We start from the raw sequence: 16,332 nt of genomic DNA, 5'->3' as shown, positions 1-16,332 counted from the left end.
GCCATCGGAGGCCAACCACCCATCACCAGGCTGACCAACCTCCCTGAACATCACAACTAGCTCAGTCCAGGAGCAGCCCGGGCTGCTCCAGGACTGAGGCGACGTCGGAGATGAAGGCCCCGGCGAGATCACCGTCGATGAGGCGGTGGTCGAATGACCCACCGATCACCATGACGTCCCGGGGAACAATCTGACCATCCACCACCCAGGGCTTCTTCCGGACTGCGCCAAGGGCCACGATGCTGGCGTGTCCCGGCGGCAGAATCGGTGTTCCGGAGTCCAGTCCCAGCACGCCGATGTTGGTGATGGAGATGGTGCCGCCCTGCATCTCCCCGGGAGTGGTCTTGCCCTCCCGGGCATCGATGGTCAGCTGGGTGATCGCGGCGGCGAGTCCCTGGGTGTTGTAGGTGTGCGCTTCGTGGATCACCGGAACCACAAGACCACGGGGCGTGGCCGCCGCGATGCCGAGGTTCACGTAGTTGCGCAGGGTGTAGTGCGTCTCGTGCCAGGCGGCGTTGATCTGCGGGTTCCGGCGTGCGGCCCAGATGATCGCCTTGGCGGCGAAGAGCATGGGCGAGACGCTCAGCCCTTTGTAGGAGGGCTCGTTCTTCAGTGCTTGCCGCAGCTCCATAGTGCGGGTGACGTCCACCTCTTTGAAGACCGAGACGTGGGGCACCGTGGAGGCCGAGGCGGAGACGTTCAGGGCGGTGGCTTTACGCACTCCGCGCACCTGGATCTTCTCCTCGCGCGGCCCGTCGAAGAGTAGGCCTGCCTCCTGCGGGGAGGTCGGGCGACGTCCCGGCGTCGGCGCTCCGGCAGCGGGCGTCTGTCCGGAGTCACGCAGCTGTTTCTTGTGCCGAGCCTGGCGCTCGACATCGTCTCGGGTGATCTGGCCGTTGCGGCCAGAGCCGACGAGCTCCCACACCGCCACGCCCAGGCGTTTGGCCAGGGCGCGCACCGGCGGACTGGCCTTGGCCACAATGTCGGCCAGGTCCCCGGTCTGGAAACCCTGATGAGGCGCCGGTTCGGCGTCGTCGATCTCCACGTTCTCCACCAGGTCAGGAGCGGTGGGACGCAGGCGCGGACGGTGCTTGGGCGCATCAGCCTTGGGGCCGGAGCCTACAAGAGCCTTGGTGTCCTTCTCCGGCTGCGAGGTCGCGGACGCCGACCCCTCAGACGCCCGGCCCTCTGCCGAGGATCCCGCGTTCGAGCGTGGAGCCTCAGGCCCGTCCTCCGCCGTGGTGATCCGGATGATGGGCTGGCCCACCTCTACGGTCTCACCCTCGGGGACCACGAGCTCTTCCACCGTGCCGGCGAAGGGCACCGGCAGCTCCACCAGGGACTTGGCGGTCTCGATCTCGCAGACAATGTCATTGACCGCCACCTCGTCGCCGACGGCCACGCGCCAGGCGGTGATCTCTGCCTCGGTGAGTCCCTCGCCGACGTCGGGAAGGTTGAAGGTCTGGCTCATACTCAGCGGGTCCTCCCGTAGGCGAAGCTTCGCTCGACCGCTTCGACCATGCGGTCGATGTCCGGCAGGTAGCGATGCTCCTGGGACGATGGCGGGTAGGGCATGTGGAATCCGCCCACACGCAGCACCGGGGCGAGCAGCCGAGGGTAAGCACGCTCGGTGACCCGGGCGGCGATCTCTGCGCCGAAGCCGCCGAAAGTGGGGGCTTCATGCGCGACGACGAGACGGCGGGTCTTTGCCGCCGAGCGGGCGATGGTCTCGTCATCCAGCGGGCTGATGGAACGGATGTCGATGACCTCTACGCTGCGGCCTTCGCGGCCGGCGACCTCGGCCGCCGCCAGTGCCACGGGCACCAGCGGGCCGTAGGTGGCCAGAGTGATGTCGGTGCCCTCGGTGAGCACCTGCGCGGTGAAGGCATCCGGTGCCGGATTGGCGGTGTCCACCTGGCCCTTGAGCCAATACCGGCGCTTGGGTTCGAGGACGATCACCGGGTCCTCGCTGACAATTGCCTGGCGGGTCATCCAGTAGGCGTCATGGGGGTTGGAGGGCGCGATGATGCGCAGTCCAGCGGTGTGAGCGAAGAGCGCCTCCGGGGATTCGGAGTGATGCTCGATCGAGCCGATGTGACCGCCGTAGGGCAGCCGGATGGTCACCGGCGCCGACACCGCGCCGTCAGTGCGGTTGTGGATCTTGGCCAGCTGGGTGGTGATCTGGTTGAAGGCGGGGAAGACGAACCCGTCGAACTGGATCTCGGCAACCGGTCGATAACCGCGCATGGCCATGCCGATGCTGGTGCCGATGATCCCGGACTCCGCCAGTGGCGAGTCGATGACGCGGTGGGTGCCGAACTCGGCCTGGAGGCCATCGGTAACTCGGAAGACTCCGCCCAGCGCACCGATGTCCTCACCGATGAGCAGGGTGCGCTCGTCAGCGGCGAGCTCGTCTCGCAGCGCAGCGGTGATGGCCTTGGCGAGCACCATCTCGGTGACGGTGGACTCCTCGGCCTGGGGGGAGGGCGTCGTCGTGGTCATGGGGTCTCCTCCTCGACGAAGCCGGCTTCGTATTCCTTGAGCCAGTTCTTCTCGACCTCGATCTGGCGGTGAGGTTCCGCGTAGACGGTATCGAACACCCGCTCGATGTCGATGGACTCCATGGTGGTCACGGCCTGGCGCAGCTCGGAGGCCAGTTCATTGCCTTCCTCGGCGACCTGGGCGAAGTAGGCGTCGTCGGCCTTCTCTGTGGACAGCAGCCACTTCTGGTAGCGGGCAATGGGGTCTTTGGCGCTCCAGGCGTCGACCTCGTCGCTGGGGCGGTACTTGGTGGGATCATCGGCCGTGGTGTGGGCGCCCATGCGGTAGGTGACCGATTCGATGAGCTTGGGTCCGGCACCGGCGCGGATCTGCTCGGCCTGCTGGGCCGCGACCGCGTAGCTGGCCAGCACGTCGTTACCGTCAACGCGGACGCCTTCGAATCCGTAGCCGGTAGCTCGGTGCACCAGCGGGGTCCGGGACTGGGTGGCAGCCGGCACGGAAATCGCCCAGTGGTTGTTCTGCAAGAAGTAGAGCATCGGCAACTGGTAGGAGCTGGCGAAGACCATCGATTCGTGCACATCACCCTGGCTGGAGGCACCGTCGCCCAGGCACGTGAGCACCAGCTCATCCTCGGCCCGGTCCCGGGGCAGCAATCCCAGCCGCAGGTCCTGCTGGATGCCCATGGCCCAACCCGCTGCGTGCAGGGTCTGGGAGGCCAGCACGATCGCGTAGATGTGGAAGTTGTAGGCGTTGGGATCCCACCCCGAGTGCTTGGTGGTGCGGAAGGTGGCCATGAGCTCTTCGGGGCTGATGCCACGGTAGAGCGCCATGGCGTGCTCACGGTAGGTGGGAAAGACCCGGTCGGTGGGCTTCAGCGCCGCGATGGTGCCGACCTGCGCCGCTTCCTGGCCCCAGGCGGGGACCCACAGGGCTAACTGTCCCTGGCGCTGCAGGGAGGTGGCTTCCTGATCGAAGCGCCGCTCCACGGCCATGTGACGGTAGAGCTGACGGAGGTCCTCATCGCTGAGGTTCTCCAAGTAGGCGCTGTAGAGCTCATGCTCACGCAGGCTCCCGTCGGGGGCGAGCAGCTGAATCGGCTCCACAAGACTCCTCGGTGTCACCAGTAGGTCGGTGCTTATTCTGTCAGTCGGTTCACACCGGGGAAACTGTAGGTTCCGCACAAGGCCAGCAGACGGTCATTGGCTTCACGCTCCCCGATGGTGACTCGCACGCCTTCCCCGGCGAAGGCCCGTACTGCTAGGGCTTGTACGCCTGCGGCATGGGCGAATTCAAGGGCATGGTCCCCCAGTGGAAGCCACAGGAAGTTGCCCTGACTCTCGGGAACAGGCCACCCCAGGCCCTGGAGGCCGGCCTGGACTCTTTGTCGCTCCTCCACAATCTGCTGAACGCGTTCGTGGACCTCGTCCAGGTGGTTCAGGGAGGCCACGGCGGCTTCCTCCGCCAGGGTGCTGACGGAGAACGGCGGGGCGGCGGCACGCACATGCTGGGTGATCCCCTGCTGAGCAATGCTGTAGCCGACCCGCAGTGCCGCCAGACCGTGGGCCTTGGAGAAGGTGCGTAGTACGACCACATTGGGGTGGGTGCGGTAAAGCGCCAGGGAGTCCACCGGATCCTCGCTGCGCACAAACTCCAGATAGGCCTCATCGATGACCACGACGACGCCGGCGGGCACCTTGGTCAGGAACTGCTCCACCTCGGCGTGAGTCAGGGCGGGCCCGGTCGGGTTGTTCGGGGTGCAGAGCAGGATCACGCGCGTGCGTTCGGTGACGGCCTCGGCCATGGCGTCCAGGTCATGGCGGTGCTCCGCGGTCAGGGGCACTGTCACGCTGGCGGCTCCCGCGGTGCCGACCACGATCGGGTAGGCCTCGAAGGAGCGCCACGGGTAGATGACCTCATCGGCGGTGCCGTCCTGGTTCGTGCCGGCGAAGGCCGCAATGATCTGGGTGAGTGCGCCCAGGCTGCCGGTGCCGGTGACGATGTCGGCGTCGGGGACCTGCAGATGCTCGCTCAGTGCGGCCCGCAGCTTCTCCGCCCCGGGGTTGGGGTAGCGATGCAGCGTGTCGACGGCGGCGAGCGCCTGAGTCACTGCCGGGACAGGACCCAAAGGGTTCTCGTTGGAAGAGAGCTTGTAGGGGGTCAGACCGTCAGCCGGCGCCGGCGGTTTGCCCGCGGCGTAGACGGGAAGGGAGGCGATGGCCTTGCGTGGGCGTATATGCTCGTGCACGTGAGAATTCTACTGGCCATTGTTCTCAACGCCCTGGCTCTGGGCGCTGCCGCGATCCTGGTGCCCGGGATCCGAGTGGACGGCTGGAGCGACGATCCGGGCTCCGTGATCCTTGCCTATCTGTTCGTTGGCGCCATCTTCGGCATCGTCAACGTGACGATCAAGCCCATCGTCTCGCTCCTTTCACTGCCCATCACGTGTCTGACGCTTGGCCTGTTCGCGATCGTCATCAATGCCCTGATGCTCATGCTTACCGATTGGCTGACGTCCTGGACACCGGCGAACTTCGTGGTGGAGGACTTCTTCTTTAGCGCGTTGCTGGGCGCCGTCGTGGTCTCCCTGGTCTCAGCGCTGCTGAACCGTTTCATCGTCACTCCCGCAGAGGAGCGCCGGGGCTACCGCTCCGAGTAGCCTCTCCCCCGGTCCGCAACGGAGCTCAGCCGATCTCGGCCACGATCCCTCTGTCCAGGTCATCTCCTCCGCCCGTGGGACTTCTGCCCCGCAGGAGGCTCGGACTCTGCCGACCGCAGTTCGCTCGGGACATCCACCAGAGGACCTGAGTCCTCGAAATCCTCCGCCACATCCCTGACCAGGTCAATCAGCGGGATCGCGTCCTGCATGCTCTGCCACTCCCGGGGCATGAGGATCTGTGGGGACTCGTTGGCCTCCCACTCGGTCGAGAACACCCAGGTCTCCGCCTCTCCGGCGTAGAGGTCGTTGAACTCGGAGAGATGGGCGTTCTCCTGACTCGTGAAGGCTTCAGGCTCGGATTCCAGCCGACTGATGGCGTCGAGGTTGTGCGTGTAGGCGTGCGCACTGCCGAAGACGCTCTGCACCGTGGCTTCTCGGTCATGGTGCTCGTAGTGGACCACCATCCGTTCGGGGGCGAGGGTGTGGAACTCACCCAGCGTCTGGGGCACCGGGTCCCTGCCGTCGAAGTAGTGCGTGCTGGTGGTCTCCGATGGAATGCGGCGGTTCGTGGCCGGTGCGGCCACCGTATTCAGCGCAGTGACGGTGTAGCGGCTGCGCAGCTGAGAGTTGGCGGCCAGGTTCATCGCATGGAGTCCACCCATGCTGTAGCCGCTGAGCGCAATGGTGTCGCCCTCCTGGGCTCCGGCGGCTTCCAGGGCCTGCTCCACCATGCGGTGCATGTGTTCCGAGTCGTTGGTGACCGCATCTGCGAGACTGCGGTAGCCGCGCCCGGTCTCGGGATTCACGCCGTCCAGGTCCAGGCCGGCGATGTGGACGATGTAGTACGCCTCTCCGTGCTCCGATGTGGTGCGGGTGACGGCGAGGTCCCCCTGCTGCGGGACCTGCTGCATCTGTTCCAGGAATCCCGAGTAGCTGCTGGTCCCGGCGTGGTTGAAGGTGTGCTCGGGCACCGTCTCGAGCACCTGCGTGTGCCGGTCCAGCTCGATCCGGGTGAAGGGTTCGTTGCGCGCCAGAAGCTCGAGGCTCTCGACCACGGCGCGGGCGCGCGGGTGCAGCGTACTGAGCTTGATCGTCTCGGGCACCACCAGGGTGACCCAGGTGGCGGTGCTGTCATAAGCCAGGGACTTGTCCCCCTCGGGATGGGCCACGTGTTCCATGACTGTTCCGAACTCGGAATGCCGCTGGAGGATGAGTATCCAGCGGTGAAGAGTGGTCTCCGCGTTGCGGTAGGCCTGGTCGCTGCGGTCCACCGCGGTGATGATGCTCTGCAGCCCCTGGTCCATCAGTGTCAGGGTGGGCAGTAGTGCTCCGAGACGGGCGAGGAATCCCGGAACCCGCCAGTCCAGGGGCGGCACGCTGACACCGGCGGTGGCCGCGATGCTTCGGCGAACCGAGGTCAGTTGGGACTGCAGCACGGTCCCGGCCTGCCTCAGGTGTCCCTGAGCCTGGAGCAGAGCATCCCAGCTCAGGGTGATCCGGCTGGGACCCCCATAGGTGCGGTGACCGAATTCCAGGTCAGCCGGTGCTGGGAACAGAGCGCGCGGGTCCCAGTCCTCAAGGAGGCCAGTAGGGTCCTGTAGCAGTGCCCCTCGCGTGGACTGTGCCGGTGGCGAATGCTGCGAGGCGGAGCTGAACTGCGCGGAGCTCATCCGAGCATCCTGGAGAGTCCGGTGAGCACGGGAGGGATGCCCTGGTGCTCATGGATGAAGCTGACGAAACCGGCCGCGCTGCGGCTCGCCTCCAGAGCTGCCGGGGCCAGTGCCCGCACGGCTTCACCCCTCAGCTCCTCGTAGCGACTCGCTGCCATGGCACCCCAGTCCAGGGAGAGGACGATGGACACGCTCGCGGCCAGAGCACGGGCTCCATCGGCCAGACCGCGCAGCGAATCGGCGATCAGGCCGGCTTCCACCGCCAGGCTCTGCGCTTCCTGCTCCACCAGGGCTGCCGGAAGTGCAAGCGCCGAGTGCACGGCGTCACCGAAGGCCTCAGCCGCCGGCGAGCTCCATTCCACGGAACGGGCCTGGACCAGGTGACTGCTGAGGTCGCGGCTTTCCTGCCCCACCGTGGACAGGGTGCGGGCGGCGGCGTCGTACACGCTGGCGGCAGTATCGAGCTGGTGGGCAGCGGCGGAGATGAGCATGGGAAACCTCCGGTGAGCGGGGGGGTGGGCCTGCTCCACGAAGGAGCTGACTGCGAATCTACGGAGGTGCGACTCCCGACGGCCCGGACACCAGTGCAGCTGTGGAAGGCCTGCCGCGGCGGCGTCGTCGTGCGTGCCTTGGGGAAAACTCCCCAGGGTGGTGGAGCGCGCACGCGAGTCTGTAGGGCGTGGAAGAATTGAGGCATGACTCGCACCGCTGCTTACTCCGCTGCCCAGGACCGTGTCTCCCTCGCTGCCGCCGAGCCGCTGATCGCCCTCGGGGCACTCGATGGCCGTTACCGCACTGCGGTGGCACCCCTGGTGGACCACCTCTCGGAGGCGGCGCTGAACCGCAACCGTATTCATGTGGAGGTCGAGTGGTTCATCCACCTGTGCGAGCAGCGGGTCCTTCCCGGACTGCCTCAGCTCACTGCGGAGCAGGTCGAGGCGCTGCGCAGCATCGTCACCGGCTTCGGCCCGGAAGAGATCGCCGAGCTGGGAGCGATCGAGGCCGAGACCGTCCACGACGTCAAGGCCGTGGAGTACTTCATCGCCCGTCGTTTGGACGGCCTGGGACTGGGCGAGCTGAAGCCGCTGGTGCACTTCGCCTGCACCAGTGAGGACATCAACAACCTCTCCTACGCGGTGGGCATTCGCGACGCCGTCGAGCAGGTCTGGCTGCCCGCAGCTCGTCAGGCGCTGGCTGGGCTGTCCGAGCTTGCTCAGCAGGCCGCTGAGGTGCCGATGCTCTCGCGCACCCACGGCCAGCCCGCCACTCCCTCCACCCTGGGCAAGGAGATCGCGGTCTTCGTCCACCGCCTCTCCCGCCAGCTCCGCCGTATCGAGCAGCAGGAATACCTGGGCAAGATCAACGGCGCCACCGGCACCTACGCCGCTCATCTGGCGGCAGCCCCCGACGCCGACTGGCCCGGCATCGCACAGTCCTTCGTGGAGAAGCTGGGCCTGACCTTCAACCCGCTGACCACCCAGATCGAGTCCCACGACTTCCAGGCGGAGCTCTACGCCGACGTCGCCCGCTTCAACCGGATCCTGCACGGCCTGTGCGTGGACGTGTGGAGCTACATCTCCATCGGCTTCTTCCGCCAGATCCCGGTGGCCGGGGCTACCGGATCCTCCACCATGCCTCATAAGGTCAACCCCATCCGATTCGAGAACGCCGAGGCGAACCTGGAGATCTCCAATGCGCTGCTGGACGCACTGGGGGCCACCCTGGTGGAGTCCCGCTGGCAGCGTGACCTCACCGACTCCTCCGGGCAGCGCAACATCGGCACCGCACTGGGCCACTCGGTGCTGGCGCTGAGCAACGTGACCAAGGGACTGAAGCAGCTGGCTGTGGCAGAGGACGTCATCGCCGCGGATCTGGACGCCAACTGGGAGGTCCTGGGCGAGGCAATCCAGACGGTGATGCGCGCCGAGGCCATCGCAGGCGTCGACGGCATGGAGAACCCCTACGAGCGGCTGAAGGAGCTGACCCGGGGGCGCCGCGTGGACGCTGAGAAGCTCAAAGAGTTCGTGTCGGGTCTGGGCCTGTCCAAGGACGCGGAGGCTCGCTTGAGCCAGCTGACGCCGGCTGACTACACCGGCCTGGCCGCTCAGCTGGCCAAGCAGTTCGCCGGCTGAGCAGCACTCATCTAGGACTTTATAGCCCCGTATAGGGAGTTTCCCTATACGGGGCTATACGCACCTGCAGAGAGTGCGGAGTGTGCCGCTCCATGCGCTGACGACTAGGCTGTCCCCGGCTGCGGATAGAGTTTTGTGTCATGGTCACTGGTGAGCTGAAGTCAAAGATTGATCGGTTGTGGGACGCCTTCTGGACGGGAGGCATGTCCAATCCGCTGACGATCATCGAGCAGATCACGTATCTGCTGTTCATCCGCCGCCTGGATGATGTGCAGACGCTCCGTGACAAGCAGGCCAAGTACGGCAAAGTGGTGGGGAGCCCCCTGTTCGGCCCGGACCAGCAGCATCTGCGGTGGCACCAGCTGCGGAACCTGGATGCCCAGTCCCTGCACCGCACCCTGGACCAGGAGGTCTTCCCCTTCCTGCGGAACCTCGGCAACGAGTCCTCCACCTATTCGGATCACATGGCGAACGCCCGCCTGGAGATCAACGCGGAGAAGGCCGGGATTCTGACCCGTGTGGTGGATCTGGTGAATTCAATCCCCATGGACAACCGGGACACCAATGGGGACATCTATGAGTACATGCTCTCCAAGCTGTCCACGGCGGGGCAGAACGGCCAGTTCCGCACCCCGCGGCACATCATTCAGACCATGGTGGCAATGATGGACCCGAAGCCTGGTGACAGGGTCATTGACCCGGCCTGCGGCACTGCCGGGTTCCTGGTGGCCGCGAGTGAGCATGTGCGTGAGCATCATGGTGAGGAGCTGATGCGCCAGGAGGCGCAGCGCCAGTTCCATGAGGACATGTTCCACGGCTATGACTTTGATTCGACCATGCTGCGCATCGGGTCGATGAACATGATGATGCACGGGGTGGAGTCCCCGGACATCCGGTACCGGGATGCGCTTTCTGAGGGCGCGATCGGTGAGACTGATGAATTCTCCCTGGTGCTGGCGAACCCGCCGTTTGCAGGGAGCTTGGACTATGAGTCGGTGTCCAAGGATCTGCTGGGTGTGGTGAAGACGAAGAAGACGGAGCTGCTGTTCCTGGCGCTGTTCCTGAGGCTTTTGCAACCGGGCGGCCGTGCCGCGGTGATTGTGCCGGATGGTGTGCTGTTCGGCTCCTCCAAGGCGCATAAGGATCTGCGGAAGGTACTGGTGGAGAATCAACGCCTGGACGCGGTGGTGAAGCTGCCCTCGGGTGTGTTCAAGCCGTATGCGGGGGTGTCGACGGCGATCCTGTTCTTCACAAAGACCAACGCCCAGACCGGTGGCGCGGGGGCCACCGATGAGGTGTGGTTCTATGACGTGCAGGCTGACGGGTTCAGCCTGGATGACAAGCGCACTCCCCTGCTGGATGAGGACAAGCTGGGCCCCGTTCGTGAGGGGCTCTCCGCGGAGGAGCACGCGAAGAACAATCTGCCCGACGTCGTCCGCCGCTGGTCCCAGCGTGAGGCCGAGCGGGACCGGGCACGCACTGAGCAGAGTTTCATGGTGCCGCGCTCGGAGATCGCGGAGAACGACTATGACCTGAGCATCAACAGGTATAAGGAGATCGTCTTCGAGGAGGAGGACCCCCAGGATCCGCTGGAGATCATCGCCGAGCTGGAGAAACTCGACGACGAGATCCGTCAGGGCCTCACAGACCTCAAGGAGATGCTGAAGTGAGCAGTAACACTGCAACGTCGCTCCGTGTAGGAGACGTCCTTGAGGAGTTCAAAGAAGCCGCGGGTACGGCAAACAATGATGTTCCGGTCCTCACGCTCACTGAACGCAATGGCTTTGTGCGACAGTCAGATCGCTTCAACAAAAGACTGGCAACCGAGGACACGTCGAAGTACAAGGTCATCCGACGAAACGATGTCGCTTTCAACCCATACCTCTTGTGGGCTGGGGCAATCGCGCAGAATGATCGATTCGATACTGGAGTCATTTCGCCCCTGTATCCGACATTCCGCATCCGCAACGGCTTTGATCCTGCATATATCAAACACATGTTGCTTTCGAGCCCAATGGTCAGTCGATATGACACCATTGCTTTTGGCTCTGTGCCACGTCGACGACGATCCTCGGTGAAAGACTTCCTCAATCTTGAACTGCCTGCAGTACCACCCCTAGAAGAACAACGCCGCATCGCCACCATCCTCGACCGGGCGAAAGATATAGAGAATCTGTCCAAAGCACGGGATGTGCACTACTCACAACTGGAGGAGAACCTACATATATCCACTGTCGGGACCCCCGAGGCCCCCATAGGAGACGCATACACCGTGTCCTTCGGAGAACTCATTAAGGTGAGCTCCGGCAAGTTTCTCCCCTCCCATGCCATGGATCCAGGCGGCACCCACTTGGTCTATGGCGGCAATGGCGCCAATGGGTTTCACAACGAGTACATGTTTGATAGTCCGACAGTTGTCATCGGCCGCGTGGGAGCATATTGTGGGGCAGTTCACCTAACTGAACCCAAGTCCTGGGTCTCGGACAATGCCTTGTATGTAAAAAGCACCTCCAAAGAAATGGATGCAATCTTTCTCTCTGCAAGTCTGCGACGAGCTCACTTGAATCAATTCGCCAACAAGTCTGGTCAACCCTCGATATCCGCTGGAAAAATATCGCATGCTCCAATACTTGTCGCGCCGATGGAGCTGCAAAAGCAGTTCGCTCAGAAGATTGCCGCCACTCGCGCCCTTCATTCAAAGACAGCCCTAAGCCATCAACACATGGTTCAGCTAACCTCCTCCCTTCAGTCCCGCGCGTTCCGAGGGGAGCTGTGAAGAGCGATGAGCACCCGCCGCCCCACCGCCTCCGTGTATATCGACGGGTTCAACCTCTATCGACGACTACTTCAAGGGTATCCGCAAGACAAGTGGCATGATGTCGAGAAACTCCGACCTCGTCATGCCCATTCGTTTGGCTAAGGAAGAACTGGGCAGAGATGTCGGGCTTCTGTCTCCCATGGAACCTAAGAGATCCAGCAACGAGCTCAAACAAGTGGGGCTTGGGCTTCACCGCCAAGTCACGCTGGAGTCACTGAAGAGCAGTCAGCTTCCTGATCAGCTCTCAGACAGCACCGGCACCATCAGGCGGCCGGAGAAATGGGTGAAAACTTCCGAGGGCCCCGCCGAAGCGGAGCCCTCTAACCGGTAGCCGAAGCATCCGGGGGTGTAATAGCGATGCTAACAGATGTTAGCGCTGAGCCGAAGATCCGGGAACCGACAGCACAAGAGGGCCCCAGCATGATCACGGGAGCGAAGCCCGGCTGAGTATGCTGAAATCTGTACCCATTGAAGGAACCGCGGCTCGCATACTGCCCGGACCTACTCCCGGGGGCATTCCACCATCAGCGCCGAAGAGATCCTCGCAATCCTCAACCAAGTGCCCTTACAGTGGAAGACATCAAACCAAGACCTCGCGGCTCTCGGCTGGTTCACGTCCCACAGAATCCACCGCCTGGCCCGACGAATGGAGGCAGCACAATGAGCGAACACGCCGACCGCGTCTGGTCCCTTTACGCTGTCCCCGACACCGCCTCAACCGATGGCGTGGCCCTCGGAGAAATCATCCAAAACGGACAATGGGAGCTCCGAGTCCACAATCTCAGTGCCCTCGAGCACATGCCTGGTGGGGCACATATCCGCTGGTCAGCGGAGCTCTGGCTCACCGAACTCGCCGAAGAGATCGACGCCGCCAACGGCGCTCACAATAACGCCCCGCCCATGACCCCGGACCGCATGGAATGGCGGCGCGCATTCCATAACAACCACCTGCGGATCGGTCCCGCACGCCAAGAGCCCCGGCACCTAGCCGCCTGACAACGTCACGCAGCGCACAGTGTCCATGCCTGCGGATAAGGTGATGAGCAACACCTGATCAGCACATGAGGGGACCGGGGGACGCGAATGGCGCAGAGCAACTTCTCCTTCATCGCGGCCGAATGGCCGCAGATCCATGAATATGCCCTGCGCGCCGAAGAATACGTCTTCTCCGACCCTAAAGCCGCCGGCGTCTACGCCCGCAATGCCGCCGAACAACTCGTCTACCACATCTACGAGATTGAGAATTTTCGCCGACCCCAAGACAGCCGCTTCGTCGGCCACACCACCGACCCGCAGTTCACCACCATCACCCCGCGGGCCATCCTCCAGAAGCTCGACCTGCTCCGCACCCGCGGCAACCGCGCCGCCCACCCCGGACAAGACCTCTCCCCCGACGGCGCCCTCCACCTCGTCCAAGAGCTCCACCACGTGCTCATCTGGGCCGCACACAGCTTCTCCACCCAACCCGACAGCATCCCCCTCGACGCCGACTTCGACCCCAAGATCGCCGCCGCCCGCACCCCGCTCTACCAGGACGACCTCCGCACTCTCGCCGTCAAAGTCCAAGAAGAACACCAAGAGTTCCAGCGCAAACTCGACGAATCCGCCGCCCGAGCACGCACCCTCGAAGAAGAGAACCAAAAGCTCCGCGCCCAGATCGCCGAAGCCCAAGCAGCCAAAACCACCGTCCTCGAACGCGACTACAAAGAAGACCAGACCCGGCGCGACCTCATCGACGAAGCCCTCCTGGAAGCCGGCTGGACCGTCACCACCGACGACGCCGCCCGCAAAGCCGAACCCGAAGTGGAGCTGCGCGACGCCCAGGGCACCACCCGGTACGCCGACTACGTCCTCTGGGGCAGCGACGGCACACCCCTGGCCGTCATCGAAGCGAAACGCACCTCCCGCAGCGCCGAAGCAGGACAAGAACAGGCCCGCCTCTACGCCGACGCCCTCGAAGCCCAGCACGGCGTGCGGCCCATCATCTTCTACACCAACGGGTGGACCACCTGGATCTGGGAAGACCGCGCCCACGGCAGCACCGGGTATCCCCCGCGCACCGTGCTGTCCTTCCTCTCCCACGACGACCTGCAATGGCGGCACCAGCTGCGCCGCCGACGCCAAGCGCTCGCCGCGACCCCCATCAAAGCCGACATCGCCGACCGGCCCTACCAGGAACGCGTCATCCGCGCCGTCGGCGAGCACTTCACCGACAAGCACCGTGCCGCGCTTCTCGTCATGGCCACCGGCACCGGCAAAACCCGCACCGTCATCGCCCTGGTGGACCAGATGCTGCGCGCCGGATGGATCAAACGCGTTCTCTTCCTCGCCGACCGCAAAGCCCTCGTCGCACAAGCCGTCAACGCCTTCAAAGAACACCTCCCCGAGCAGCCGCCCATCAACCTGCTCGATGAGAAAGACCCCGACGGGCGGATCTACGTCTCCACCTACCCCACCATGCTCAACCAGATCGACCAGATCCGCGACGACGGCACCAAGCTCTACGGGCCCGGATTCTTCGACCTGGTGATCGTGGACGAAGCCCACCGCTCCGTCTACCAGAAATACCGGTCCATCTTCGAATGGTTCGACTCCCTGCTGCTAGGACTCACCGCCACCCCCGTGGACCAAGTGGACCGCAACACCTACCAGCTCTTCGGCCACACCCCCGGCCAACCCACCGACGCATACTCCCTGGACGAGGCGATTACCGATGGCTACCTCGTGCCTGCTCGGGGGTTGAGGATCGGCACTCAGTTCATGGACGACGGCATCACCTACGACAACCTCAGCGACGAAGAGAAAGACGCTTGGGACCAGCTCGAATGGGATGAGAACGGGGAGATCCCCGAGGCCGTCAACGCCGCCGAAATCAACAGGCGCCTCTTCAACACCGACACCGTGGACAAGGTCCTCGCCCAGCTCTTCGAGCACGGGCTCCGAGTAGCTGGAGGAGACACCCTCGGTAAGACCATCATCTTCGCCAAAAACCAAGCCCACGCAGACTTCATCTACGAACGATTCAACGCCCAATACCCCGAACACGGCGGCGAATTCGCCCGCGTCATCACCCACGCTGTGGAACACAACGAAGAACTCATCAGAAGCTTCGGCAACCGGCAGCCCACCGCCCAACCACAGATCGCCATCACCGTGGACATGCTGGACACCGGCATCGACGTCCCCGAAGTGCTCAACCTGGTGTTCTTCAAACCCGTGTTCTCCAAAACCAAGTTCTGGCAGATGGTGGGCCGCGGCACCCGCACCAGAAAAGACCTCTTCGGCCCCGGTGAGCACAAAACAGAGTTCCTCATCCTCGACGTCTGCGGAAACCTCGACTTCTTCAACGCCGACGTCCCCGAGCCCGAACGCGCCCGCCCCAAGACCCTCACCGAGAGCCTCTTCGAGAAGCGCCTGGAACTGCTGCTGGCCCTGCACGAACAGCCTCAGGATGAGGACGCCGAGGAGGGCGTCGGGTTCCGTGCCGACCTCACCCACGCGGTGCGGGTGCACGTCACCGGACTCAACCCGCACAACGTGCAGGTCCGTCCCCACCGTGAACTCGTGGAGCGCTACACCGACACCAGCCCCTGGGAGAACCTGACCCAGGAAGACGCGGAGGAACTCATCCACCGGCTGGGACCGCTTCCCACTAATGTGCTGAAAGAGGCGGAGGAGGCCAAGAGCTTCGACCTGACCATCCTCCGAGCCCAGCTGGCGCTGCTCACCCACAACACCGCAGCATTCGCGGCACAGCGGAACAAGATCCAAGACATCGCCGACGGACTGCTCGCCAAAACGACCATCCCTGAGGTGCGGGCGCAGGCTGCCCTGCTGGAGGCTATCCGGGAAGACGCATGGTGGACAGACGCCACCCACCTCATGCTCGAAGACGTCCGCCGCAAGCTGCGCGGGCTCATCGCTCTGGTGGACAAAACCCGATGGAAGCCGGTGCGAAGCAGCTTCGAAGACGCCCTGACCCGCGTGGACCACGTCGATATTCAGCACATGACGCCCGGCACCAACCCGCGGCTCATCCGGGACAAAGCCGAACGCTTCCTGCGGCAGAACCTGGACAACATTGCGGTGCAGAAACTGCGACACAATAAGCAGCTCACCGACCAGGACCTCGACACCCTGGAGCAGCTGCTGGTGGAAGCCGGTGTGGGCACCCGCGAAGACCTCCAGGCCGCCGTCGCCGACTCCGACGGGCTCGGCATCTTCCTGCGCTCACTGGTGGGGCTCGACCGTGCCGCCGCGCAGGAAGCCTTCACCGAGTTCATCCGTGAAGCAGACTTCAGTGCCGACCAGCTGCGGTTCATCAACCAGATCATCGACTATCTCACCGCCAACGGAACCATGCTCGCAGGTCAACTGTTCGACTCCCCCTTCACCGACTACGGGCAGGCCGATGACCTCATCGGAGAAGAACGCATGCCCGAAGTGGTGAGTATCCTGGACGAAATCCGCCGACGCGCCACCCCTGTCACTGAGCCCGTACACGAACGCAGCCTCAGCTCCACGAATCCGGCATAGAAAGGCCGTCAGGTATTC

General features: G+C 64.1%; 12 protein-coding genes. 6 read left to right on the top strand and 6 right to left on the bottom strand.

Going from position 1 to position 16,332, the window contains the following annotated elements:
- Nucleotides 1–61: 61 nt before the first annotated feature.
- Genes RH857_RS11435 through RH857_RS11420 form a run of 4 tightly spaced genes read right to left on the bottom strand, consistent with a single transcriptional unit; the run spans nt 62 to nt 4,747 of the window.
- Nucleotides 62–1,471, bottom strand: a complete 1,410-nt coding sequence (locus RH857_RS11435) for a dihydrolipoamide acetyltransferase family protein (RefSeq protein ID WP_310538105.1) — start codon at nt 1,469–1,471, stop codon at nt 62–64.
- A 2-nt stretch (nt 1,472–1,473) separates the two neighbouring features.
- A complete protein-coding gene (locus tag RH857_RS11430; RefSeq protein ID WP_310538104.1) occupies nt 1,474–2,502 on the bottom strand; it encodes an alpha-ketoacid dehydrogenase subunit beta in 1,029 nt (342 codons plus the stop codon).
- A complete protein-coding gene (locus tag RH857_RS11425) occupies nt 2,499–3,605 on the bottom strand; it encodes a thiamine pyrophosphate-dependent enzyme (protein WP_310538103.1) in 1,107 nt (368 codons plus the stop codon). The genes RH857_RS11430 and RH857_RS11425 overlap by 4 nt, the downstream gene beginning before the upstream one ends.
- A 32-nt stretch (nt 3,606–3,637) precedes the next feature.
- Entirely contained in the window at nt 3,638–4,747 is a 1,110-nt protein-coding gene (locus RH857_RS11420; RefSeq protein WP_310538102.1) for a histidinol-phosphate transaminase, read from the bottom strand.
- On the opposite strand from RH857_RS11420, the gene RH857_RS11415 reads away from it, so the two are divergent.
- Nucleotides 4,748–5,158 carry a phage holin family protein gene (locus RH857_RS11415; RefSeq protein ID WP_310538101.1) on the top strand — a complete coding sequence of 137 codons (411 nt, stop codon included), beginning with the start codon at nt 4,748–4,750 and terminating at the stop codon, nt 5,156–5,158.
- Between the two features lie 59 nt (nt 5,159–5,217).
- Here RH857_RS11415 and RH857_RS11410 read toward each other — a convergent pair whose 3' ends face one another.
- On the bottom strand, nt 5,218–6,828 hold the full coding sequence (locus RH857_RS11410; RefSeq protein ID WP_310538100.1) for a hypothetical protein: 1,611 nt from the start codon (nt 6,826–6,828) through the stop codon (nt 5,218–5,220).
- Nucleotides 6,825–7,319 (bottom strand): hypothetical protein, encoded by a 495-nt coding sequence (locus RH857_RS11405; RefSeq protein WP_310538099.1) that lies wholly within the window; start codon nt 7,317–7,319, stop codon nt 6,825–6,827. The genes RH857_RS11410 and RH857_RS11405 overlap by 4 nt, the downstream gene beginning before the upstream one ends.
- Nucleotides 7,320–7,523: 204 nt before the next feature.
- On the opposite strand from RH857_RS11405, the gene purB reads away from it, so the two are divergent.
- The 5 genes from purB (at nt 7,524) to RH857_RS11380 (ending at nt 16,314) form a co-directional block, all read left to right on the top strand.
- The gene (gene purB, locus RH857_RS11400; protein ID WP_310538098.1) at nt 7,524–8,960 is read left to right on the top strand and encodes an adenylosuccinate lyase; all 1,437 of its coding nucleotides are present in this window, start codon (nt 7,524–7,526) and stop codon (nt 8,958–8,960) included.
- Nucleotides 8,961–9,100: 140 nt separating this feature from the next.
- Nucleotides 9,101–10,630, top strand: a complete 1,530-nt coding sequence (locus RH857_RS11395) for a type I restriction-modification system subunit M (protein WP_310538097.1) — start codon at nt 9,101–9,103, stop codon at nt 10,628–10,630.
- Entirely contained in the window at nt 10,627–11,736 is a 1,110-nt protein-coding gene (locus RH857_RS11390) for a restriction endonuclease subunit S (RefSeq protein ID WP_310538096.1), read from the top strand. Before RH857_RS11395 ends, RH857_RS11390 begins: the two co-directional genes overlap by 4 nt.
- A gap of 702 nt (nt 11,737–12,438) precedes the next feature.
- Nucleotides 12,439–12,774, top strand: coding sequence for a hypothetical protein (locus tag RH857_RS11385; RefSeq protein ID WP_260072766.1), 336 nt, complete (start codon nt 12,439–12,441; stop codon nt 12,772–12,774).
- An 87-nt stretch (nt 12,775–12,861) separates the two neighbouring features.
- Nucleotides 12,862–16,314: a DEAD/DEAH box helicase family protein gene (locus tag RH857_RS11380; protein ID WP_310538095.1), complete on the top strand. Its 3,453-nt coding sequence runs from the start codon at nt 12,862–12,864 to the stop codon at nt 16,312–16,314.
- The last annotated feature ends 18 nt before the right edge of the window (nt 16,315–16,332 follow it).

The sequence above is a fragment of the Nesterenkonia flava genome (assembly GCF_031432335.1).
In the GTDB taxonomy this organism is placed as follows: Bacteria; Actinomycetota; Actinomycetes; order Actinomycetales; family Micrococcaceae; genus Nesterenkonia; species Nesterenkonia flava.
The sequence above is the reverse complement of the archived record's forward strand: the minus strand, read 5'-3'. Positions and strand labels throughout refer to the sequence as shown.